This is a genomic window from Streptomyces sp. NPDC049915 (assembly GCF_040656475.1).
Lineage (GTDB): Bacteria > Actinomycetota > Actinomycetes > Streptomycetales > Streptomycetaceae > Streptomyces.
The window spans coordinates 30,249-52,829 of record NZ_JBFAMH010000034.1 but is presented as its reverse complement, the minus strand read 5'-3'; the positions used below and the strand labels follow the sequence as shown (position 1 = coordinate 52,829).

Sequence of the window (22,581 nt, the reverse complement as noted above, 5' to 3'; positions counted from 1 at the left end):
GGTGGTCATCCGGGTACCGGCCGAGGTCGGGCCCGCGTATCTTCAATTGTCCGCCGGATACGGGGAAGACTGACGGCATGGCTGATCAGTACGCGCACGCCGACGAACCCAGGCAGCTCACCGGGATCCCCGCGATCCGCTGGGAGGAGCCGCCCGAAGGACCCGTCCTGGTCCTGCTGGACCAGACGAGGCTGCCGACCGAGGAGGTCGAACTGGTCTGCACGGACGCGTCCGCGCTGGTGGAGGCGATCCGTTCGCTCGCCGTGCGCGGGGCCCCGCTGCTGGGAGTCGCGGGGGCGTACGGCGTCGCGCTCGCCGCCGCGCGCGGGTTCGACGTGGACGAGGCTGCGACCGCACTGGCCGGGGCCCGGCCGACGGCGGTGAACCTGTCGGTCGGGGTGCGCCGAGCCGTGGAGGCGTACCGGGCGGCGTGCGAGACGGGCGCCACGCCCGGACAGGCCGCTCAGGCGACGCTGGCCGCGGCGCGGACGCTGCACAGGGAGGACGCCGAGGCCAGCGTCCGCATGGCCGAGCACGGGATGGCGCTGCTGGAGGAGTTGCTGCCCGCCGGAGGGCACCGGGTCCTCACGCACTGCAACACCGGGGCGCTGGTGTCCGGCGGCGAGGGCACGGCGTTCGCGGTCGCGCTGGCGGCGCACCGGGCGGGGCGGCTGCGGCGCCTGTGGGTGGACGAGACGCGGCCGCTGCTGCAGGGGGCGCGGCTCACGGCGTACGAGGCGGCCCGGCACGGCATGGCGTACACGCTGCTCACGGACAACGCGGCGGGGTCGCTGTTCGCGGCCGGTGAGGTGGACGCGGTGCTCGTCGGGGCGGACCGGATCGCGGCCGACGGGTCGGTGGCGAACAAGGTGGGCAGCTATCCCCTCGCGGTGCTCGCCCGCTACCACCATGTGCCGTTCATCGTGGTCGCGCCGGTGACCACCGTGGACCTGGACACCCCGGACGGGGCGGCCATCGAGGTGGAGCAGCGTGCCGGGTTCGAGGTCACGGAGATCCCGGTGCCGCAGGTGCAGGCGAGCGGGCCGGGCGGCGGGGTGCCGGTGGCGCCGCTGGGCACGCAGGCGTACAACCCGGCGTTCGATGTGACGCCGCCGGACCTGATCACGGCGATCGTCACGGAGGGCGGCGCGCTGTCCCCGGTGACGGGCAAGGGGCTCGCGGAACTGTGCGCGCGATCCCGGGAAGGAGCCACCGGATAGGCACGCGGCCGGTGCGGTGCTCTCGCCCACGGAGGCCGTGGGCAGACAGTGACCGGTGAGTACGACTATCGTCACGGGCCAGTGACGTGCCTCACCAGGCACCCCGGTCACTGTTACGAGAATGGGATGATGTCGTTTATGAAGGGACGAGTCCTTGTCGTCGACGACGACACCGCACTGGCCGAGATGCTCGGCATTGTGCTGCGTGGTGAGGGTTTTGAGCCGTCTTTCGTAGCCGACGGCGACAAGGCGCTGGCTGCGTTCCGGGAGGCCAAGCCCGACCTGGTGCTGCTGGACCTGATGCTGCCCGGTCGGGACGGTATCGAGGTGTGCCGTCTGATCAGGGCGGAGTCCGGGGTGCCGATCGTGATGCTCACGGCCAAGAGCGACACCGTCGACGTCGTGGTGGGCCTGGAGTCCGGCGCCGACGACTACATCGTCAAGCCGTTCAAGCCCAAGGAGCTGGTGGCCAGGATCCGGGCGCGACTGCGGAGGTCGGAGGAGCCCGCGCCGGAGCAGCTGGCCATCGGTGACCTGGTCATCGATGTGGCCGGGCACTCCGTGAAGCGGGACGGGCAGTCGATCGCGCTGACCCCGCTGGAGTTCGACCTGCTGGTGGCGCTGGCCCGCAAGCCGTGGCAGGTGTTCACCCGCGAGGTGCTGCTGGAACAGGTGTGGGGCTACCGCCACGCGGCGGACACCCGCCTGGTCAACGTGCATGTGCAGCGGCTGCGCTCCAAGGTCGAGAAGGACCCGGAGAAGCCGGAGATCGTGGTGACCGTCCGTGGTGTCGGTTACAAGGCCGGACCGAGCTGACATGTCCAGGGACAGTGCCGCCTCGGCTCCCGGCCGGTCCGGGGTCCGTGCCGGGCGGCCTGTCGGCCGGAAGACGGTCAGCCAGCGCTGGGCACGGCTGGTTCAGGGCGGGCTCGTGCAGGGCGGCGTGCACGGCAGCCCGGTGGTCCGGTTGTTCATGCGATGGATACGCCGTCCGCTGCTGCCGATGATGCGGCTGTGGCGGCGCAACATCCAGCTGAAGGTCGTCGCCACCACGCTGCTGATGTCGCTCGGCGTGGTGCTGCTGCTCGGCTTCGTCGTCATCGGGCAGGTGCGCAACGGCCTGCTGGACGCCAAGGTGAAGGCCTCGCAGAGCCAGGCCGCGGGCGGCTTCGCGGTGGCCAAGCAGAAGGCCGACGAGGCCGCCGCGGGCACCGACGACGGCACCGGTGTCGACACGCGTCCCTCGCAGAACGTCATCGAGTGGATGAGCAACCTCGTCTCCTCCCTCGCCAGCGGCGGTCAGGGCGCGTTCGACGTGGTCACACTGCCCGCGGGTGCCGGCAGCGCGGGCGGGCTCGGTCCGCGCGCGTCCGGGTTCGTCAGCCCCTCGGAGAGCGTGCCGGTCGCCCTGCGCGAGCGGGTCGACTCCAGCACGGGGGCGGCGCAGAGCTACACCCGCATCGTCTACAGCAACGGCCGCCCCTCGCAGCCCGCGCTGGTCATCGGCAAGCAGGTCAACGACCCCAACAGCGACCCGTACCAGCTGTACTACCTCTTCCCGCTCACCCAGGAGGAGAAGTCGCTCAGCCTGGTCAAGGGCACGCTGGCGACCGCCGGGCTGTTCGTCGTCGTGCTGCTCGGCGCCATCGCCTGGCTCGTGGTGCGCCAGGTCGTCACGCCGGTGCGGATGGCGGCCGGGATCGCCGAGCGGCTGTCGGCCGGTCGGCTGCAGGAACGTATGAAGGTCACCGGCGAGGACGACATCGCGCGGCTCGGTGAGGCCTTCAACAAGATGGCGCAGAACCTCCAGCAGAAGATCAGCCAGCTGGAGGACCTGTCGCGGATGCAGCGCCGGTTCGTCTCCGACGTCTCGCACGAGCTGCGCACGCCGCTGACGACGGTGCGGATGGCCGCCGACGTCATCCACGAGGCGCGCGAGGACTTCGATCCGGTGACCGCGCGGTCGGCGGAGCTGCTCGCCGACCAGCTGGACCGGTTCGAGTCGCTGCTCGCCGACCTGCTGGAGATCAGCCGCTTCGACGCGGGCGCGGCGGCCCTGGAGGCGGAGCCGATCGATCTGCGCGAGGTGGTGCGGCGGGTGGTCAGCGGGGCCGAGCCGCTCGCCGAGCGCAAGGGCACGCGCATCCGGGTGGTCGGCGACCAGCAGCCCGTGATCGCCGAGGCCGACGCCCGGCGCGTGGAGCGCGTCCTGCGCAACCTCGTCGTCAATGCCGTCGAGCACGGCGAGGGCAGGGACGTGGTGGTCAAGCTGGCCGCTGCGGGGGGAGCGGTCGCGGTCGCGGTGCGCGACTACGGCGTCGGGCTCAAGCCCGGCGAGGCGACCCGCGTGTTCAGCCGCTTCTGGCGCGCCGACCCGGCACGCGCGCGTACCACGGGCGGGACGGGCCTGGGCCTGTCGATCGCACTGGAGGACGCGCGGCTGCACGGCGGCTGGCTGCAGGCGTGGGGTGAGCCGGGCGGCGGCTCGCAGTTCCGGCTGACGCTGCCCAGGACCGCGGACGAGCCGCTGCGGGGCTCGCCGATACCGCTGGAGCCCAAGGACTCGCGGCGCAACCGCGGACTGAACGACGCAGGGTCGGCGCGCGGCGACGCGGAGAAGACGGCCACCGTGCCGGCCCAGCCGGCGGCCGGTGAGCAGCGGCCCGGGCTGCCGTGCCGGGGGCAGCTGCCGCCGCGGCCGACCGGATCCGCGACCGCGGATCCGACGGCGCTGCCCGGCAACGGCGCGCGCGTGGTGCCCCGGCCCGGTGGCGCGACGCAACGCCAGGACGGGGCGGTGGGTGGGGCGCCCGCCAAGGGCCGGGCGGACGCCGCCGTGGCCCGGCCCGACGACTCGGACACACAAGGGGAGGCCTTCCGTGGGCGCTGACCGCGAGGGGGGCGCCCGGCGCACGCCGGCGCGCGCGGTGGCGTACGCCGCCTGTGGCGTCGTTCTGCTGGCGGGCTGTGCGTCGATGCCCGACAGCGGGGATCTGCGCGGCGTGGAGTCCACGCCGCGGCCGGACTCGCAGGTGCGGGTGTTCGCGATGCCACCCGCGGAGGGCGCACCGCCCGCGGACATCCTGCAGGGCTTTCTTGAGGCATTGACCAGCGACGATCCCGGCTATGCGACGGCACGGCAGTATCTGACGCCCGACGCGGCGCGGGCCTGGCAGCCGGGCCGGGCCACCACGGTGCTTCAGGACGGGCCGAGCATGCAGGCCGCCCGCTCCGCCAGCCGGGAGGATGCCGACGACGCCGCTTTCACGCTCACCGGCACCCGGGTCGCGACGCTGGACGCGCAGCAGTCGTACCGGCCCACCGACGGGCCCTACCGGCAGACGGTGCACCTGACGCGGGACGACAAGACACAGCAGTGGCGCATCGACGGGCTGCCGCAGGGCGTCGTCATGGGCAAGTCGGACTTCCAGCGCAACTACATGTCCGTCAACAAGTACTACTTCGCGTCGAACGTGGCCGCCACGAACGGCGAGACGACGGCCGTCGCCGACCCCGTCTACGTACGCGAGCGGGTGGATCTGATGACGCAGGTCGTGCGCTCCGTGCTGCAGGGCCCCACGTCGTGGCTGCGGCCGGTGGTCCGCTCCAGCTTCCCCACCGGTGCGGACCTGGCGCGGGGTACGGCCCCCCTGACCCCGGACGACCAGAACAAGCTGACCGTGCCGCTGAACGGCAAGGCCGCGCGGGTCGGCCGGGCCCGGTGCGACGAGATGGCGGCACAACTGCTGTTCACCCTGCAGTACGTCACGCCCACGGTGAACGAGGTGGAGCTGCGCTCCGGCGACGAGCACCTGTGCTCCCTCACCGCCGACCAGGCCGAGGCGGTGGCCGCCCGCGGCTCGACCGCGCACCCCGGCTACGTGTACTTCATCGACGACAAGAGCCGGCTGGTACGGCTGGCCACCGGTGCCGGTGGCACCAGCGCCGAGCCGGTGCCGGGCGCCCTGGGCCAGGGGGTACGGCCGCTGCGGGCGGCCGCCGTGTCGCGCGACGAGCGGGACGCGGCCGGCGTCAGCAGCGACGCGAGCGCCCTGTACGTCGGCTCGCTGGTCTCCAGCAGCTCGCTCGGCAGCGCAGTGGTGACCAGCCACGGCGCGACGCCCGCGGACCGGCTGACGACGCCCAGCTGGGACGCGAACGGCGACCTGTGGGTGGCCGACCGCGACCCTGCCCATCCGCACCTGTGGCTGCTGCAGCAGGGCGGGGGCACACCCGTGGACGTGGCCGTTCCGGGGCTGGACGGGCGCATCCGGGAGGTCCGGGTGGCCGCGGACGGGGTGCGGATCGCGCTCGTCGTGGAGAAGGACGGCAAGCAGTCGCTGTTCGTGGGGCGGATCCAGCGCCCCGACGACAAGCACGCCGCCGGGCCCGACGCCGCGCACCCGGCGGTGTCCGTGCTGGAACTGCGCTCTGCCACGCCCGGCCTGGAGGAGATCAAGGCGATGTCCTGGTCCGGCGACAGCCGGCTGGTCGTGGTGGGGCGCGAGGCGGGTGGCGTGCAGCAGATGCGGTACGCCCAGGTCGACGGCTCCACACCGGAGGGGCCGCCGCCGGCCGCGCTGTCCGGCGTGGAGGACATCGCCGCCTCCGAGGACGACCGGGTGCCGCTGGTGGCGTACTCCGGCGAGGACGGCATCGTGCGGCTGCCGACCGGGGCGCAGTGGCAGAAGCTCGTGAAGGGCGGTACGGCGCCGGTGTATCCGGGCTGATGGGAGCGCTGGTGCATCCCGGCTGATCGGAGCGCTCGTGGGTTTTCCACAGGGCGTTGTCCACAGGGGTGGCCGGGGCTTCGCGGGCTTGGCACAGTGGTCGTATGCGGGGGTGGTGGCAGGACCTCACCGATCTGGTGCTGCCGGTCGACTGCGCCGGCTGCGGGCGGCCTCGTGCGCTGCTCTGCCCTGACTGCCGTACGGCGCTGAGCGGGGCCGGGCCGCGCCGGGTGCGGCCGGAGCCGCAGCCGCCGGGTCTGCCGGTCGTGCACGCGGCGGCGCGCTACGCGGACGAGGTGCGGGCGCTGCTGCTCGCGCACAAGGAGCGGGGCGTGCTGGCGCTGGCCCGGCCGCTCGGCGAGGCGCTGGCGGCGGCGGTGCGGGCCGGCCTCCGGCAGAGCGGGGCGTCGGGTGACGCGGCGACGGCCGGGCGCGTGCTGCTGGTGCCGGTGCCGTCGGCGCGTACGGCGGTGCGGGCGCGTGGGCACGACCCGGCGCGGCGGATCGCGCTGGCGGCGGCCGGGGAGCTGCGCCGGAGCGGAATGCCGGTGCGGGTGGCGGCGGTGCTGCGGCAGCGGCGGGCGGTGGCCGACCAGGCGCGGCTGGACTCGCGGCAGCGGCTGGCCAATCTCGCCGGCGCGCTGACCGTCGTGCCCGGCGGCGGGCAACTGCTCGCGCAGGGGCCGGTGGTGCTCGTCGACGATCTGATGACGACCGGTGCCTCGCTCGGTGAGGCGGCACGAGCGGTGCGTGATACCGGCGTGTCGCCCGTGTACCCACGAGCCGGTGGGGAAGGACGAGAGGAACACGAAGCCGCTGTGCCGGAAGGGAGACCGGATCGGGCGCACGTGAGGTGGGGAATGCCGGACGAGAACCGTGCGGGGCGTGTGGTCTGCGCGGCGGTGGTCGCGGCATCTCCGGACGCTTTCGAATTAAACCGGAACTGACCGAGTACTTGAGTCGTTGCAGGTAATGAGGGGTCAATTCACCTGAAGGGAGGTACACGTCACGAGAGGGTGACGACATCAGGCCGGGCGAGATATGTTCGGTTGTGAGGGAAAGCCGCAGGCCGTGCCCCTCGTTTCCGAATGCCGTGCCGCGGGTTTTGAGTAATCATCCGCAGCACAGGGGGTGTAGATCTTGCTCATGGGGGAGGAGGAGGTGAAAGTCACCGAGTCCGAGGTTCCGGGCGACACCGGAGCCTGGTGCAAAAGGGAGATGCTCCGCCATTGACGCGGGGCGATCCGGGAACGGAGTTCTGCGTGGACATCGTCGTCAAGGGCCGCAAGACCGAGGTGCCCGAGCGGTTCCGGAAGCACGTGGCCGAGAAGCTGAAGCTGGACAAGATCCAGAAGCTCGATGCCAAGGTGATCAGCCTCGACGTCGAGGTGTCCAAGGAGCCCAACCCCCGACAGGCCGACCGATGCGACCGAGTGGAGATCACGCTCCGCTCCCGCGGTCCGGTGATCCGGGCGGAGGCGGCGGCCAACGATCCGTACGCGGCACTCGACCTGGCGGCGGAGAAGCTGGAAGCACGGCTGCGCAAGCAGCACGACAAGCGGTTCACGCGCCGCGGAGCCAAGCGGATCAGCGCGGCAGAGGTCCCCAACCACGTCCCGGGCGTCGCGACGCTCAACGGGAACGGTCACCCCGTTCCGTCGGAAGAGCCGGACAGCGTGCCCACGAAGAAGATCGGCTCCCTCGAGGTGCAGGGCGACGGCCCCCTCGTCGTACGCGAGAAGACCCACGTCGCCGCCCCGATGACACTCGACCAGGCCCTCTACGAGATGGAACTGGTCGGCCACGACTTCTACCTCTTCGTCGACTCCGAGACCAAGGAGCCCAGCGTCGTCTACCGGCGCCACGCCTACGACTACGGCGTGATCCACCTCAGTACCGACACCATGGTCACCGAGGCGCCCTCCATTGACGCGGGCGGTTCGCTGGGCGGTTGACCCTCTGTACGACAGCCGGGCCGGTGCCCCTGGAGCGCGGCGTGCGCCCCCAGGGGCACCGGCGTGCGCCCCTTCGCCCACCGCCGCGTCACCGCGTTGTCGCCAAGGCATGAAATCATGGCCGCAACGGCTCAACCGGTGGGTCGTTGCCTTGGGTTGGCGATGGCACAGGACCACAGGCCACAGCCTTCAGGGGGAGGAACGATGGCGGACACCTTCGGACCGATGCGGGACGAGGACGCCGATGCCGGCGTCGGCGGCATGAGCCCGGGCACAGCGGGCTCCGCACGCAGCGAGCCGATCAGAGTCCTGGTCGTGGACGACCATGCCCTCTTCCGCCGCGGCCTGGAGATCGTGCTCGCGGCCGAGGAGGACATCCAGGTCGTCGGCGAGGCCGGCGACGGCGCCGAGGCCGTGGAGAAGGCGGCCGACCTGCTGCCCGACATCGTGCTGATGGACGTACGCATGCCCAAGCGTGGCGGCATCGAGGCGTGCACCTCCATCAAGGAGGTCGCGCCCAGCGCGAAGATCATCATGCTGACGATCAGCGACGAGGAAGCCGACCTCTACGACGCGATCAAGGCGGGCGCGACCGGCTATCTGCTCAAGGAGATCTCCACCGACGAGGTGGCCACCGCCATTCGCGCGGTGGCCGACGGTCAGTCGCAGATCAGCCCTTCCATGGCCTCCAAGCTGCTCACCGAGTTCAAATCGATGATCCAGCGCACCGACGAACGCCGGCTGGTGCCCGCGCCCCGGCTCACCGACCGTGAGCTGGAGGTGCTCAAGCTCGTCGCCACCGGAATGAACAACCGCGACATCGCCAAGGAGCTGTTCATCTCCGAGAACACCGTGAAGAACCACGTGCGCAACATTCTGGAGAAGCTGCAGCTGCACTCCCGGATGGAAGCCGTGGTCTACGCGATGCGGGAGAAGATCCTCGAGATCCGCTGAGCGTTGCGGCGAGCGGTTACGGCGTTGCCGGTCGTCGCTCGTTGCCGGTCCTCGCTCGGGTGCGTCTCAGGCCGTCAGCCGGGACAGCTCCGCGACCAGCGGCTCGCGCAGCTCCGGAGCCTCGACGCGCTCCACGCGTACGTCCGTGCAGTCCACCCAGGACGCTGCCTCCACCAGGGCCTGCGCGACCGCAGGGACGGCCTTCTTCCCGTCCACGGTGACCTGCTTGGCGACCAGCGTGCGCCCCTCGCGCGCGGGGTCGACCCGGCCCACGAGGCGGCCACCGGCCAGGACCGGCATGGCGAAGTAGCCGTGGATCCGCTTGGGCCGCGGGACGTAGGCCTCCAGACGGTGGGTGAAACCGAAAATCCGCTCCGTGCGCGCCCGCTCCCAGATCAGGGAGTCGAACGGCGACAGCAGCGTGGTGCGGTGCCGGCCGCGCGGAGGGGTCTGCAGGGCCGCCGGATCCGCCCAGGCGGGGCGGCCCCAGCCCTCCACCGTCACCGGCACCAGACCCGAGTCGGCGATCACCGCGTCCACCTGCTCGCCCTTGAGCCGGTGGTAGTCGGCGATGTCCGCGCGCGTGCCCACGCCGAGGGCCTCGCCCGCCTGGCGGACCAGGCGGCGCATGCACTCGGAGTCGTCCAGCTCGTCGTGCAGCAGCTGCGCCGGGATCGCGCGCTCGGCCAGGTCGTAGACGCGCTTCCAGCCGCGGCGGGTCACGCAGACCACCTCGCCGTACATCAGCGCGCGCTCGACGGCGACCTTGGTGCCGGACCAGTCCCACCAGTCGTTCGTCTTCTTCGCACCGCCCAACTCCGTTGCGGTCAGGGGGCCGTCGGTGCGGAGCTGCTTGATGACCCGGTCGTAGACATCGTCGGGGAGCTCGTGGTTCCAGTGCGGGCGGTTGCGGTAGGCGCGGCGGCGGAAGGCGAAGTGGGGCCACTCCTCGACGGGGAGGATGCACGCGGCGTGCGACCAGTACTCGAACGCGTGCGCGTCCGTCCAGTAGGCCTGCTCGACGGCCTTGCGGCCGACCGCGCCGAGGCGGGCGTAGGGGACGAGCTCGTGCGAGCGGGCCAGGACGGAGATGGTGTCGAGCTGGACCGCGCCGAGATGGCGGAGGACACCGCGGACGGCCGCGCCGGAGGCTGTGCGGCGGGCGTAGGACGGCGTGCCGAGGAGGCCCTGGGCGCGGAGGGTGATCCGGCGGGCCTCGTCTGCGGTGAGCTCTGCGGTGGGCTCTGCGGTGGGGCGCGGGGTCGTCATGTTCGGCACGATAGGCGTGGGGACTGACAGGGCGGGATGAGCTGGGGATTTCCGGAGCGGTGCCGGGGTCGCCGGGCCCGCGGCTATGCGCGTCCCGGCAAATACGGCGCCGTCGAGGGCAGGCCCAGGTCCGAGGGGAGCAGGGAGCCCACCCAGCAGTCCCGGCGTACGCCCTTGTTGTTGAGCGCGGAGCGCAGGGTGCCTTCGATGGTGAAGCCGGCTCGTTCCGCCACCGCGCGGGAGGCATGGTTGCCGACCTCGGCTCGCCATTCGACACGGTCGACGGACAGGTGGGTGAAGGCCCAGCGGCCGGCGGCGACGGTGGCCTCGGTGAGGTAGCCGTGGCCGCGGTGTTCCTTCGCCGCCCAGTAGCCGATCTCCGCCGTGCCCAGGGAGCGCATCGTCAGGGCGAGCATGCCGGCCAGTTCGCCGCCGGGCAGGAACACACCGAAGGTGCACATCGAGGCGTCGGCCCAGCCCTCGGGGACCATCTGCTCGGTGAAGGCACGCGCGTGCTCCGGGAGGTAGGGGGAGGGGATGGTCGTCCAGCGCTGGATGTCCGGGTCCTGCACGGCGGCGTACACCGCGTCGGTGTCCTGCGGACCCACCGTGCGCAGGACGAGGCGGTCGGTGGCGAGCGTGACGGGTTCCATCGGCCGATTCTGCTCGGGTCGGTCCTCGGACCGCCATCCCTTTTGCTCTGGGTGAGCACCCGATCACATTTCGCGCAATTCGTCGGTGGCGTCCGGCACCATCGGCGCGGCTCGGCCGTTGTCCTCTTTGAAGGAGATTTGAAGCAGAGCAGAGAAGGAGCGGACGGTCCTCGTCACGGCAGGCCTCCCGGCGCGGCGGGGTCCTCGCATACGATGGCCGTTGCTCAGTAAGCCAAGTGGTAACCGACCGTCCCAGGCCCGACCGGCAAGGAGACCAACCCCCGTGTCCGTCCTCTCGAAGATCATGCGTGCAGGCGAAGGCAAGATCCTGCGCAAGCTGCACCGCATCGCGGACCAGGTCAACTCCATCGAAGAGGACTTCGTCGACCTCTCCGACGCCGAGCTGCGGGCCCTCACCGATGAGTACAAGCAGCGGTACGCCGACGGCGAGAGCCTGGACGACCTGCTGCCCGAGGCGTTCGCCACGGTCCGCGAGGCCGCCAAGCGCGTGCTCGGCCAGCGTCACTACGACGTGCAGATGATGGGCGGCGCCGCCCTGCACCTGGGCTATGTGGCCGAGATGAAGACCGGTGAGGGCAAGACGCTCGTCGGCACCCTGCCCGCGTATCTGAACGCCCTGTCCGGCAAGGGCGTGCACATCGTCACGGTCAACGACTACCTGGCCGAGCGCGACTCCGAGATGATGGGCCGCGTCCACCGCTTCCTGGGCCTGTCCGTCGGCTGCATCCTCGCGAACATGACGCCGGCCCAGCGCCGCGAGCAGTACGCGTGCGACATCACCTACGGCACGAACAACGAGTTCGGCTTCGACTACCTGCGCGACAACATGGCGTGGTCGCAGGACGAACTGGTCCAGCGCGGGCACAACTTCGCCATCGTCGACGAGGTCGACTCCATCCTCATCGACGAGGCCCGTACGCCGCTGATCATCTCCGGCCCGGCCGACCAGGCCACCAAGTGGTACGGCGACTTCGCCAAGCTGGTCACGCGCCTCAAGCGCGGCGAGGCCGGCAACCCGCTCAAGGGCCTCGAGGAGACCGGCGACTACGACGTCGACGAGAAGAAGCGCACGGTCGCCATCCACGAGTCCGGTGTCAGCAAGGTCGAGGACTGGCTGGGCATCGACAACCTCTACGAGTCGGTGAACACCCCGCTGGTCGGCTACCTGAACAACGCCATCAAGGCCAAGGAGCTGTTCAAGCGCGACAAGGACTACGTCGTCATCGACGGCGAGGTCATGATCGTCGACGAGCACACCGGCCGTATCCTCGCCGGCCGCCGCTACAACGAGGGCATGCACCAGGCGATCGAGGCGAAGGAAGGGGTGGACATCAAGGACGAGAACCAGACGCTCGCCACGATCACCCTGCAGAACTTCTTCCGCCTCTACGACAAGCTCTCCGGCATGACCGGTACGGCCATGACCGAGGCCGCGGAGTTCCACCAGATCTACAAGCTCGGCGTGGTCCCGATCCCGACCAACCGCCCGATGGTCCGCAAGGACCAGTCCGACCTCATCTACCGCACCGAGGTCGCGAAGTTCGAGGCGGTCGTCGACGACATCGCCGAGAAGCACGAGAAGGGCCAGCCGATCCTCGTCGGCACGACGTCCGTCGAGAAGTCCGAGTACCTCTCGCAGCAGCTCAGCAAGCGCGGCGTCCAGCACGAGGTGCTCAACGCCAAGCACCACGAGCGCGAGGCGCAGATCGTCGCCCAGGCGGGCCGCAAGGGCGCCGTGACGGTGGCCACCAACATGGCCGGCCGTGGTACGGACATCAAGCTCGGCGGCAACCCCGAGGACCTCGCCGAGGCCGAGCTGCGCCAGCACGGCCTCGACCCCGAGGAGCACATCGAGGAGTGGGCCGCGGCCCTGCCCGAGGCGCTCAAGCGCGCCGAGGAGGCCGTCAAGGCCGAGAAGGATGAGGTCGAGAAGCTCGGCGGCCTCTATGTGCTCGGCACCGAGCGGCACGAGTCGCGGCGGATCGACAACCAGCTGCGCGGTCGTTCCGGCCGTCAGGGCGACCCGGGTGAGTCCCGGTTCTACCTGTCGCTGGGTGACGACCTGATGCGGCTGTTCAAGGCGCAGATGGTCGAGCGCGTGATGTCGATGGCGAACGTCCCCGACGACGTGCCGATCGAGAACAAGATGGTCACGCGCGCGATCGCATCCGCGCAGGCGCAGGTGGAGACGCAGAACTTCGAGACGCGCAAGAACGTCCTGAAGTACGACGAGGTGCTCAACCGCCAGCGCGAGGTCATCTACGGCGAGCGGCGTCGCGTCCTGGAGGGCGAGGACCTGCACGAGCAGATCCAGCACTTCATGAACGACACCATCGACGCCTATGTGCAGGCCGAGACCGGCGAGGGCTTCCCGGAGGACTGGGACCTGGACCGGCTGTGGGGCGCCTTCAAGCAGCTCTACCCCGTCAAGGTGACCGTCGAGGAGCTCGAGGAGGCGGCCGGTGACCGGGCCGGCCTGACCGCCGAGTTCATCGCGGAGTCCATCAAGGACGACATCCACGACCAGTACGCGGCGCGTGAGGAGCAGCTCGGCTCCGAGATCATGCGGGAGCTGGAGCGCCGGGTCGTGCTGTCGGTGCTGGACCGCAAGTGGCGTGAGCACCTGTACGAGATGGACTACCTCCAGGAGGGCATCGGCCTGCGCGCGATGGCCCAGAAGGACCCGCTGGTCGAGTACCAGCGCGAGGGCTTCGACATGTTCACCGCGATGATGGACGGCATCAAGGAGGAGTCCGTCGGCTACCTGTTCAACCTGGAGGTCCAGGTCGAGCAGCAGGTCGAGGAGGTCCCGGTCGAGGATGTCGTCCCGGCGGCGGGCGTCCAGGACGCGGTGCCGGCCCAGGCGGGGGCCTCACGTCCGGAGATCCGGGCGAAGGGGCTGGACGCGCCGCAGCAGCGGAACCTGCACTTCTCCGCGCCGACCGTCGACGGTGAGGGCGGCGTCATCGAGGGTGACCTGCCGACCGACGAGGACGGGGTGCGGTCCGAGGCGGACGGGCTGACGCGCGCGGAGCGGCGCAAGCAGCGGAGTGGGCGTCGCCGTAAGAAGTGACGTGCGCCGCGCGGGGCTTGACCGTGTGACGTGAGCTGAGGGGCCGGGCACCTGTGAGGTGCCCGGCCCTTGGTGTTCCGTGGGGCGCGGGGGGCGTTGTTCGGCCGGCCTCGCGGGTCAGTCCGTGTCCGGGCGGCGGGGGCCGCCGGTGTCGACCGCTGTGCAGCGCCAGCGCTGGTCCTGGCCGCGTTCCAGGCGGAAGGCGAGGGCGCTGAGGCGGGTGCCCGTGGTGATGCGGGCGAAGACCTCCAGCGCGCCGGGGTGGACCTCGTAGTAGCCGAGGTCGTGGACGACCGGTTGGGGGCCGCGGGCGGTGCGCAGGGGGCCGCGTTCGGCGAGCCAGGCCAGCTCGTCGTAGGCGCGGCCGCGGGTGTGGCCGAGCATGAAGTGGACGGGGCGCCGGCCGGTGAGGACGGCCAGGAGGCGTTCGGCGAAGAAGTCCGTCGGGACGAGGGCCGGCGTGGTGGTCGGTGGGCGGGTGTCCGTGGGCCTGGTGCGGGCGCGGGGGGTGCGGCCCGGGCCGGCCGGAGGGCGGGCACCCGACGTGGTGCGGGGTGGGGTGCCGCCCGGGGTGCGCGGGGGAGAGCCGCCCGGCCGGGTGGTGTCGCGGCGGCCGGTCGGGCGGGTGCCGGAGCGGCGCTGCAGCCTGGTCATGACCTTGTTCATACGTGTCCCCGTTTCACGGCGAGCCGGTCGATACCGGTCGGTAACTTCTCGTCACGGATCTTGTACGGCTGGTGAGGGTCGGGCAAGCAGGGAACGCGCCGGGGAGCGGCGGGCGGAAGTTCACTTATCCGGGTGACGTGGCGCGTCCGGCCCCGCCGTGCGGCGGGCGGTGGGGGGTGAACCGGCGGACCGCGGTGGACGCCTTGCAGGGTGGGGACAGGAACCCGAAAGGGGACCGCCCCGCGTCGTATCCTGAAGTCCCTTTGACCATGAGAAAGCGGTGCCGGCCATGCGCGTCTACGTCCCCCTGACCCTCCCCGCGCTCGCCGAGGCGTACAAGTCGGGTGAGCTGGGGGCCGACGGGCCGGTGACGGCGTACGCCGTCACGCCCGGGCTGCGCGAGTGGTACGTCTCCGACGACATCGAGGAGCTGGAGTACGCGGCGCTGAGCCGGGCCGCGCTGGCCTCGCTGCGGCTGCTCGCGGCGGATCCGGGCGCGGCGCGCCGCCGGGTGGTCGTCGCCGTGGACGTGCCCGACGGTGCGGCGAGCGCCGACCCCGGCCGGGCGCTGGACCCGGTGGCGCTCGGCGAGGTGCGGGTGAGCGGCCCGGTGCGGCTGGGCAAGGCGGCCGCGGTGCACATGGACGCGGACGACGCCGAGGCGGATGTGGCGGCCGCCGCGCAGGCGCTGCCGACGGCGGAGGACGGGGACGACGACGCGCAGTTCGTGGTGGACGGCGCCGAGGACCATGAGCTGCTGTGGTACGCGACGCAGGAGATCCCGAATCTGGTGCAGGGCATCTGACCTGCGGTGATCATCGTCAGTCCCCGATTGTCAGTGGGGGCGGGTACCTTTTTGGCATGGGGATGCGAGGAGCGTCGCACATTGTCTGGGACTGGAACGGCACGCTGTTCCACGACAATGAGGCGATCATCGGGGCGACGAACGCGGCGTTCGGCGAGCTGGGACTCGAGCCGATCACGCTGGAGCAGTACCGCGCGCTGTACTGCGTGCCGGTGCCGAAGTTCTACGAGCGGCTGCTGGGGAGACTGCCCACGGACGCCGAGTGGGAGCTGATGGACGGCATCTTCCACCGGTACTACGCCGAGCACCGCGTACGGTGCGAGCTGACCGTGGGTGCGGCCCAGCTGCTAACCGGGTGGCGGTCGGCGGGGCACAGCCAGTCGATCCTGAGCATGTACGGGCACGAGGACCTCGTCCCGCTGGTGCGGACCTTCGGGATCGAGGAGCACTTCCTGCGGGTGGACGGGCGTACGGGGCCGTCCGGCGGCAGCAAGGCCGAGCACATGGTGCGGCATCTGAGTCTGCTGACCGGCGTGGACCCGGCGCGCACGGTGGTGATCGGGGACGCCGCCGACGACGCGCTGGCCGCGCGGCACGCGGGTGCGCAGGCGGTGCTGTACACCGGCGGGTCGCACAGCCGGGCCAGCCTCGAGGGGGTCGGGGTGCCGGTCGTGGACACGCTCGAAGAGGCCGTCGAGGAGGCCCGGCGCATAGCGGCGTGAGGGTCAGTGAGGATCAGGTCACGGGGGCCTTCGCGCGCAGCACGGTGAGGAACTCGCGCATCCAGGTCGGGTGGTCCGGCCAGGCCCGTGAGGAGACGAGGGTGCCGTCGACGACCGCCTCGGCGTCCTGGAAGGTCGCGCCGGCGGACTGCATGTCCAGCTCCAGGGCGGGGTACGCGGTGACGCGGCGGCCACGGAGGCCGTCGATGGCTGCGGTGACGAGCGGGCCGTGGCAGATCTGGGCGACCGGCTTGTCGGTGTCGAAGAAGGATTTGAGGATCTTGCGGAGTTCGGGATCGTTGCGGAGATACTCCGGGGCGCGTCCGCCGGGGATGACGACGGCGGCGTAGTCGCCGGGGTCGACCTCCGAGAAGGCGAGGTCGGCGGGCCAGGTGTAGCCGGGCTTTTCGGTGTAGGTGTCGAAGCCGGGTTCGAAGTCGTGGACGACGAACTGCAGCTTCTTGCGGGTCGGAGCCGCGATGTGGACCTCGTAGCCCTCCTCGATGAGGCGCTGGTAGGGGTAGAGGACTTCCAGGGACTCTGCTGCGTCGCCGGTGACGATGAGGATTTTCGCGGGCATGTCGGCTGCGCTCCCCTCGGGGCAGTGGCTTCCAAGGGCAACGTGCCTCGCCGGCGCGGCCTTGCCAAGGGGGACGCGCCGGATTCCGTGCGGATTCCGTCCCGGATGCCATGGCGGATTCGGGCAGCGCGGATTTCCGGGCCGTGGCGGGTTCACGCGGTGCGTGGAGCTGCGGGGCCTCGGTGGGGTCGGTGGACGCGGTGCGTGGAGCTGCGGGGCCTCGGTGGGGTCGGTGGACGCCGTGCGTGGCGCTGACCGGCGGACGAGGTGTCTGGTGCTGCCGGATGAACGCGGGGTCGGTGCACGCGGTGCGTGGCGCTGCCCGGCGTCGGCGGGGCCGTTGTGTCGGTTGGTGCCGGCGGGGCGGTTGCCGCAAGGCGGGTCGCTGCGGATTTCGTACCTACGTCACCCGTCAGCCTCCGGCCCCTGTGCAGAACGTCAAACTTCCACCCCTGGATTTGTACACATACGGCTCATGACGGGCCCCCGGTAAGGAGCGATAGCCTTGGTGGCGTGATCAGCGCGATAGCTCGCGGGGGCAGTGTTGCCCCTGCCCTGCGCCCGGCGAGCACGGACGACATCCGTGACCGGGCGGCGGTCGCTGGTCTTCACGGGCGGGTCGGGGCCCCAAGGGCTCCCAGGACGCCGGACACATCCCCGAAGCAGGCGGCACGCGAAACGGCGTCCCGTGTTGCGGGTGTGTTGAACATGGCCGATATCCCCCCACTCATCTCACCTTGCGGCATAGCGTCGGAACAGACCGGACACCCCGCGTCTCGGCGTCACGTCGGAAGGGCGGAGACCGTACTTCCTTCTACGTCACGCAACGGCGCGCGACAGGAGCCAGAGGACAATGCAGACCAAGCTGGACGAAGCCAAGGCCGAGCTGCTCGAACGGGCGGCCCGGGTCGCTGAGAACAGCCCGGTCGGGGGGCACCTTCCGACCGGGACCACGGCCGAGGGCTCCCCGGACACCCCGGGCACGGGCACCACGGACCGGGAGACCGTACTCGCGTTCCTCCAGCGTTACTACCTGCACACCGCGCCCGAGGACCTCGTCGACCGCGACCCGGTCGACGTCTTCGGTGCCGCCTACTCGCACTACCGCCTGGCCGAGAATCGCCCCCAGGGCACGGCGAGCGTCCGCGTGCACACGCCGACGGTCGACGAGAACGGCTGGACGTGCAGCCACTCCGTCGTCGAGGTCGTCACCGACGACATGCCCTTCCTCGTCGACTCGGTCACCAACGAGCTCACCCGGCAGGGCCGCGGCATCCACGTCGTGATCCACCCGCAGGTCTTGGTGCGCCGCGACGTCACCGGCAAGCTGATCGAGGTCCTCACCACCCCGCCGTCCGGTGACCTGCCGCACGACGCGCACATCGAGTCCTGGATCCACGTCGAGATCGACCGTGAGACCGACCGCGCCGACCTCAAGCAGATCACCACGGACCTGCTGCGGGTGCTGTCCGACGTGCGTGAGGCCGTCGAGGACTGGGAGAAGATGCGGGACGCCTCGGCCCGCCTCGCCGACGGCCTGGCCGACGAGCCCCGCCCCGCCGACCTGCCCGAGCAGCAGGTCGAGGAAGCCCGCGAGCTGCTGCGCTGGCTGTCCGAGAACCACTTCACCTTCCTCGGCTACCGCGAGTACCAGCTGCGCGAGGACGACTCCCTGGCCGCCGTCCCCGGCACCGGGCTCGGCATCCTGCGCTCCGACCCGCACCACGCCGACGACGACCAGCACCCGGTCAGCCCTTCCTTCGAGCGGCTGCCCGCCGACGCCCGCGCCAAGGCGCGCGAGCACAAGCTGCTCGTGCTGACCAAGGCCAACAGCCGCGCGACCGTGCACCGGCCGTCGTATCTCGACTACATCGGTGTGAAGAAGTTCGACGCGGACGGCAACGTCGTCGGTGAGCGCCGCTTCCTCGGCCTGTTCTCCTCGGCCGCCTACACCGAGTCCGTGCTGCGTGTCCCGGTCATCCGCCGCAAGGTGGACGAGGTGCTGCAGCGCGCCGGCTTCTCTCCGAACAGCCACGACGGGCGCGACCTGCTCCAGATCATGGAGACCTACCCGCGCGACGAGCTGTTCCAGATGCCGGCGGAGGAACTCCAGCCCATCGTCACGTCGGTGCTGTACCTGCAGGAGCGCCGCCGGCTGCGGCTGTACCTGCGGCAGGACGAGTACGGCCGCTACTACTCGGCCCTGGTCTACCTGCCCCGCGACCGCTACACCACCGGGGTGCGGCTGCGGATCATCGACATCCTCAAGGAGGAGCTCGGCGGTATCAGCGTCGACTTCACCGCCTGGAACACCGAGTCGATCCTGTCCCGCCTGCACTTCGTCGTCCGTGTCGCGCCGGGCACCGAGCTGCCGGAGCTGAGCGACAGCGACAAGGAGCGCATCGAGACCCGCCTGGTGGAGGCGGCCCGCTCCTGGGCGGACGGGTTCGCGGAGGCGCTGAACGCCGAGTTCGGCGAGGAGCACGCCGCCGAGCTGCTGCGCCGCTACAACAACGCCTTCCCCGAGGGCTACAAGGCCGACCACAGCCCGCGCTCCGCGGTCGCCGACCTCGTCCACCTCGAAGCGCTGGACAAGGAGAAGGACTTCTCGCTCAGCCTGTACGAGCCGGTGGGCGCAGCGCAGGACGAGCGCCGCTTCAAGATCTACCGCAAGGGCGAGTCCATCTCGCTGTCGAAGGTGCTGCCCGTGCTGGCGCAGCTCGGCGTCGAGGTGATGGACGAGCGACCGTACGAACTGCGCTGCGCGGACCGGTCCGTGGCGTGGATCTACGACTTCGGTCTGCGCATGCCGAAGGCGGTGAGCGGCGCCGACTACCTCGGCGACGACGCCCGTGAGCGCTTCCAGGACGCCTTCGCCGCCACCTGGACCGGCAAGGCGGAGAACGACGGCTTCAACGCCCTCGTGCTCAGCGCCGGGCTGACCTGGCGGCAGGCGATGGTGCTGCGGGCGTACGCGAAGTACCTGCGGCAGGCCGGTTCCACCTTCAGCCAGGACTACATGGAGGACACCCTCCGCAACAACGTCCACACCACGCGGCTGCTCGTCTCGCTGTTCGAGGCGCGGATGGCGCCGGAGCGGCAGAAGGCCGGTCTCGAGCTGATCGACGCCCTGCTGGAGGAGGTCGACGCCGCTCTCGACCAGGTGGCCAGCCTGGACGAGGACCGCATCCTGCGTTCCTTCCTCACGGTCATCAAGGCGACCCTGCGCACCAACTTCTTCCAGAAGACGGACGCGGGCACGCCGCACACGTACGTGTCGATGAAGTTCGACCCGCAGGCGATCCCGGATCTCCCGGCGCCGCGCCCGGCGTTCGAGATCTGGGTGTACTCGCCGCGTGTGGAGGGCGTGCACCTGCGCTTCGGCAAGGTCGCCCGCGGTGGTCTGCGCTGGTCCGACCGGCGTGAGGACTTCCGCACGGAGATCCTCGGCCTGGTCAAGGCGCAGATGGTGAAGAACACCGTCATCGTGCCGGTCGGCGCCAAGGGCGGGTTCGTCGCCAAGCAGCTGCCCGACCCGGCCGAGGACCGCGACGCGTGGCTGGCCGAGGGCGTCGCCAGCTACAAGACGTTCATCTCGGCGCTGCTCGACATCACCGACAACATGGTCGCGGGCGAGGTCGTCCCGCCCAAGGACGTGGTGCGCCACGACGAGGACGACACCTACCTGGTGGTCGCCGCCGACAAGGGCACGGCGACGTTCTCCGACATCGCCAACGACGTCGCGCAGTCGTACAACTTCTGGCTCGGTGACGCCTTCGCCTCCGGCGGCAGCGCGGGCTACGACCACAAGGGCATGGGCATCACCGCCCGCGGTGCCTGGGAGTCGGTCAAGCGGCACTTCCGCGAGCTGGGCGTGGACACGCAGAGCGAGGACTTCACGGTCGTCGGCATCGGTGACATGTCCGGTGACGTGTTCGGCAACGGCATGCTGCTGAGCGAGCACATCCGCCTGGTCGCCGCGTTCGACCACCGGCACATCTTCATCGACCCGCACCCCGACGCGGCGACCTCCTACGCCGAGCGGCGCCGTCTGTTCGACCTGCCGCGCTCCAGCTGGGAGGACTACAACAAGGAGCTGCTGTCCCCGGGCGGCGGCATCTTCCCGCGCAGCGCCAAGTCGATCCCGGTCAACGCGCACATCCGCGAGGCCCTCGGCATCGAGGCGGGCGTCACCAAGCTGACCCCGGCCGAGCTGATGAAGGCGATCCTCCAGGCGCCGGTGGACCTGCTGTGGAACGGCGGCATCGGCACCTACGTCAAGGCTTCCACGGAGTCGCACGCCGACGTCGGCGACAAGGCCAACGACGCGATCCGTGTCGACGGCGCGGACCTGCGGGTCAAGGTCGTCGGCGAGGGCGGCAACCTGGGTCTGACCCAGCTGGGCCGGATCGAGTTCGCGCACCTCGGCGGCAAGGTGAACACCGACGCCATCGACAACAGCGCGGGCGTGGACACCTCCGACCACGAGGTGAACATCAAGATCCTGCTCAACGGCCTGGTCGCGGACGGCGACATGACCGTCAAGCAGCGCAACAAGCTGCTCGCGGAAATGACCGACGAGGTCGGCCACCTCGTGCTGCGCAACAACTACGCGCAGAACACGGCGATCGCCAACGCCCTTGCCCAGTCCAAGGACATGCTCCACGCCCAGCAGCGCTTCCTGCGCCACCTGGTGCGCGAGGGCCACCTGGACCGGGCGCTGGAGTTCCTGCCCACCGACCGGCAGATCCGCGAGCGCCTCGCGCAGGGCCAGGGCCTGACCGGCCCGGAGACGGCCGTGCTGCTGGCGTACACGAAGATCACGGTGTCCGAGGAGTTGCTGGCGACCTCGCTGCCGGACGACCCGTACTTGCGCGAGCTGCTGCACTGCTACTTCCCGACCGCGCTGCGCGAGAAGTTCGCCGACCGCATCGACGGCCACCCGCTGCGCCGCGAGATCACCACGACCGTGCTGGTCAACGACACCGTCAACACGGGCGGTACGACGTATCTGCACCGTCTGCGCGAGGAGACCGGCGCGTCGCTGGAGGAGATCGTCCGGGCGCAGACCGCGGCTCGCGTGATCTTCCGCTCCGGGATCGTGTGGGACGCGGTGGAGGAGCTGGACAACAAGGTCGACGCCGCGGTGCAGACCCGTATCCGGCTGCACTCGCGCCGCCTGGTCGAGCGCGGCACGCGCTGGCTGCTGAACAACCGGCCGCAGCCGCTGCAGCTGCGCGAGACGGTGGACTTCTTCGCCGAGCGTGTCGAGCACGTGTGGCAGGAGCTGCCGAAGCTGCTGCGGGGCGACGACCTCGAGTGGTACGAGCAGATCTACGACGAGCTGACCCGCGCCGGCGTGCCGGACGAGCTGGCCACGCGGGTCGCCGGGTTCTCCTCGGCGTTCCCGACGCTGGACATCGTCTCGATCGCCGACCGCATGGGCAAGGAGCCGCTGGACGTCGCCGAGGTGTACTACGACCTCGCCGACCGGCTCGGCATCACGCAGCTGATGGACCGCATCATCGAGCTGCCGCGCAACGACCGCTGGCAGTCGATGGCCCGTGCGGCGATCCGCGAGGACCTCTTCGCGGCGCACGCGGCGCTCACCGCGGACGTCCTGGCCGTCGGCAACGGCACGTCCACGCCGGAGCAGCGTTTCGAGCTGTGGGAGCAGAAGAACGCGCCGATCCTGGGGCGGGCGCGCACCACGCTGGAGGAGATCCAGGGCTCGGACGCCTTCGACCTCGCCAACCTGTCGGTGGCGATGCGCACGATGCGGACGCTGCTGCGCACGCACGCGTAGGGACATCTGCGCCGAAGGGGGCGCCCCGGGCCGGTTCGGCCCGGGGCGCCCCCGTTCGTGTACGCGCCCCGGCTAGGTCCTGTCGTTTGGATCAGGCCGGCTGTGAGGTGCGGTGCCTTTCGGGCCG

General features: G+C 70.8%; 15 protein-coding genes. 11 read left to right on the top strand and 4 right to left on the bottom strand.

Going from position 1 to position 22,581, the window contains the following annotated elements:
- Positions 1–77: 77 nt before the first annotated feature.
- The 7 genes from mtnA (at position 78) to AB0J12_RS35185 (ending at position 8,859) form a co-directional block, all read left to right on the top strand.
- A complete protein-coding gene (gene mtnA / locus AB0J12_RS35215) occupies positions 78–1,220 on the top strand; it encodes an S-methyl-5-thioribose-1-phosphate isomerase (protein ID WP_363268743.1) in 1,143 nt (380 codons plus the stop codon).
- A gap of 126 nt (positions 1,221–1,346) precedes the next feature.
- Entirely contained in the window at positions 1,347–2,036 is a 690-nt protein-coding gene (gene mtrA / locus AB0J12_RS35210; RefSeq protein ID WP_009188938.1) for a two-component system response regulator MtrA, read from the top strand.
- Position 2,037: 1 nt separating this feature from the next.
- Positions 2,038–4,110 (top strand): MtrAB system histidine kinase MtrB, encoded by a 2,073-nt coding sequence (mtrB, locus tag AB0J12_RS35205; RefSeq protein WP_363268742.1) that lies wholly within the window; start codon positions 2,038–2,040, stop codon positions 4,108–4,110.
- Entirely contained in the window at positions 4,100–5,950 is a 1,851-nt protein-coding gene (locus AB0J12_RS35200; protein WP_363268741.1) for an LpqB family beta-propeller domain-containing protein, read from the top strand. The genes mtrB and AB0J12_RS35200 overlap by 11 nt, the downstream gene beginning before the upstream one ends.
- A 104-nt stretch (positions 5,951–6,054) precedes the next feature.
- On the top strand, positions 6,055–6,897 hold the full coding sequence (locus tag AB0J12_RS35195; RefSeq protein WP_363268740.1) for a ComF family protein: 843 nt from the start codon (positions 6,055–6,057) through the stop codon (positions 6,895–6,897).
- 315 nt (positions 6,898–7,212) lie between these two features.
- Positions 7,213–7,905, top strand: coding sequence for a ribosome-associated translation inhibitor RaiA (gene raiA / locus AB0J12_RS35190; RefSeq protein ID WP_363268739.1), 693 nt, complete (start codon positions 7,213–7,215; stop codon positions 7,903–7,905).
- Positions 7,906–8,109: 204 nt separating this feature from the next.
- A complete protein-coding gene (locus tag AB0J12_RS35185; protein WP_363268738.1) occupies positions 8,110–8,859 on the top strand; it encodes a response regulator transcription factor in 750 nt (249 codons plus the stop codon).
- Between the two features lie 66 nt (positions 8,860–8,925).
- Here the strand turns inward: AB0J12_RS35185 and AB0J12_RS35180 are convergent, their stop codons facing one another.
- On the bottom strand, positions 8,926–10,128 hold the full coding sequence (locus tag AB0J12_RS35180; protein ID WP_363268737.1) for a crosslink repair DNA glycosylase YcaQ family protein: 1,203 nt from the start codon (positions 10,126–10,128) through the stop codon (positions 8,926–8,928).
- A gap of 83 nt (positions 10,129–10,211) precedes the next feature.
- The gene (locus tag AB0J12_RS35175) at positions 10,212–10,781 is read right to left on the bottom strand and encodes a GNAT family N-acetyltransferase (protein WP_363268736.1); all 570 of its coding nucleotides are present in this window, start codon (positions 10,779–10,781) and stop codon (positions 10,212–10,214) included.
- Between the two features lie 283 nt (positions 10,782–11,064).
- Between AB0J12_RS35175 and secA the strand changes: the two genes are divergently transcribed.
- Positions 11,065–13,875: a preprotein translocase subunit SecA gene (gene secA / locus AB0J12_RS35170; RefSeq protein ID WP_363268734.1), complete on the top strand. Its 2,811-nt coding sequence runs from the start codon at positions 11,065–11,067 to the stop codon at positions 13,873–13,875.
- A gap of 117 nt (positions 13,876–13,992) precedes the next feature.
- Here secA and AB0J12_RS35165 read toward each other — a convergent pair whose 3' ends face one another.
- Positions 13,993–14,541: an Rv3235 family protein gene (locus tag AB0J12_RS35165; RefSeq protein ID WP_363268732.1), complete on the bottom strand. Its 549-nt coding sequence runs from the start codon at positions 14,539–14,541 to the stop codon at positions 13,993–13,995.
- A 289-nt stretch (positions 14,542–14,830) separates the two neighbouring features.
- Between AB0J12_RS35165 and AB0J12_RS35160 the strand changes: the two genes are divergently transcribed.
- Both AB0J12_RS35160 and AB0J12_RS35155 read left to right on the top strand, forming a co-directional pair.
- Positions 14,831–15,346, top strand: coding sequence for a hypothetical protein (locus tag AB0J12_RS35160; protein WP_363268731.1), 516 nt, complete (start codon positions 14,831–14,833; stop codon positions 15,344–15,346).
- A 56-nt stretch (positions 15,347–15,402) separates the two neighbouring features.
- On the top strand, positions 15,403–16,068 hold the full coding sequence (locus AB0J12_RS35155) for an HAD family hydrolase (protein ID WP_363268730.1): 666 nt from the start codon (positions 15,403–15,405) through the stop codon (positions 16,066–16,068).
- A 13-nt stretch (positions 16,069–16,081) separates the two neighbouring features.
- Here the strand turns inward: AB0J12_RS35155 and AB0J12_RS35150 are convergent, their stop codons facing one another.
- Positions 16,082–16,648, bottom strand: a complete 567-nt coding sequence (locus tag AB0J12_RS35150) for a DJ-1/PfpI family protein (protein ID WP_363268729.1) — start codon at positions 16,646–16,648, stop codon at positions 16,082–16,084.
- Positions 16,649–17,501: 853 nt separating this feature from the next.
- On the opposite strand from AB0J12_RS35150, the gene AB0J12_RS35145 reads away from it, so the two are divergent.
- Positions 17,502–22,454, top strand: coding sequence for an NAD-glutamate dehydrogenase (locus tag AB0J12_RS35145; RefSeq protein WP_363268727.1), 4,953 nt, complete (start codon positions 17,502–17,504; stop codon positions 22,452–22,454).
- The last annotated feature ends 127 nt before the right edge of the window (positions 22,455–22,581 follow it).

Bases quoted from the DNA above. Each gene is read 5' to 3' on its own strand.
- mtnA (WP_363268743.1), top strand. From the start codon at position 78: ATGGCTGATCAGTACGCGCACGCCGACGAACCCAGGCAGCTCACCGGG.
- mtrA (WP_009188938.1), top strand. From the start codon at position 1,347: ATGATGTCGTTTATGAAGGGACGAGTCCTTGTCGTCGACGACGACACC.
- mtrB (WP_363268742.1), top strand. From the start codon at position 2,038: ATGTCCAGGGACAGTGCCGCCTCGGCTCCCGGCCGGTCCGGGGTCCGT.
- AB0J12_RS35195 (WP_363268740.1), top strand. From the start codon at position 6,055: ATGCGGGGGTGGTGGCAGGACCTCACCGATCTGGTGCTGCCGGTCGAC.
- AB0J12_RS35185 (WP_363268738.1), top strand. From the start codon at position 8,110: ATGGCGGACACCTTCGGACCGATGCGGGACGAGGACGCCGATGCCGGC.
- AB0J12_RS35180 (WP_363268737.1), bottom strand. From the start codon at position 10,128: ATGACGACCCCGCGCCCCACCGCAGAGCCCACCGCAGAGCTCACCGCA.
- AB0J12_RS35175 (WP_363268736.1), bottom strand. From the start codon at position 10,781: ATGGAACCCGTCACGCTCGCCACCGACCGCCTCGTCCTGCGCACGGTG.
- AB0J12_RS35165 (WP_363268732.1), bottom strand. From the start codon at position 14,541: ATGAACAAGGTCATGACCAGGCTGCAGCGCCGCTCCGGCACCCGCCCG.
- AB0J12_RS35160 (WP_363268731.1), top strand. From the start codon at position 14,831: ATGCGCGTCTACGTCCCCCTGACCCTCCCCGCGCTCGCCGAGGCGTAC.
- AB0J12_RS35155 (WP_363268730.1), top strand. From the start codon at position 15,403: ATGGGGATGCGAGGAGCGTCGCACATTGTCTGGGACTGGAACGGCACG.
- AB0J12_RS35150 (WP_363268729.1), bottom strand. From the start codon at position 16,648: ATGCCCGCGAAAATCCTCATCGTCACCGGCGACGCAGCAGAGTCCCTG.
- AB0J12_RS35145 (WP_363268727.1), top strand. From the start codon at position 17,502: ATGCAGACCAAGCTGGACGAAGCCAAGGCCGAGCTGCTCGAACGGGCG.